The organism is Shewanella sp. 10N.286.51.B2 (genome assembly GCF_041469265.1).
Lineage (GTDB): Bacteria > Pseudomonadota > Gammaproteobacteria > Enterobacterales > Shewanellaceae > Shewanella.
In genome coordinates, this window is the sequence record NZ_JBFRKH010000162.1 from 1 (window position 1) to 249 (window position 249).

General features: G+C 59.4%; 1 protein-coding gene. It reads right to left on the reverse strand.

The genetic code is table 11. The features are described 5' to 3' along the window. Positions 1 to 249 (reverse strand): Ig-like domain-containing protein (locus AB4140_RS19850; RefSeq protein ID WP_372002375.1); only part of this gene is annotated, 249 nt, incomplete at both ends.

The window sequence follows — 249 nt, forward strand, 5'->3', positions numbered from 1 at the left end:
TCACCAGCCGCTTCCGCTGCGTTCACGATGTCGTCGCCTGCGATATCATCATCGATTGTGATGGTCGCCGCCGCTTCGGTATCGATGATGACTTCAAGCTCGGTCGACGTCGCGCTATTGCCCGCATCGTCCGTCACTTTTACGCTCAAGTCGTAAGTGCCATCCGCCAGGTCGGCGCTCGGCGTGAAGCTCCAAGTGCCGTCTTGCTCTTCGGTCAGCGTGCCTTCTAGGGCAACGCCGTCTTTGAGC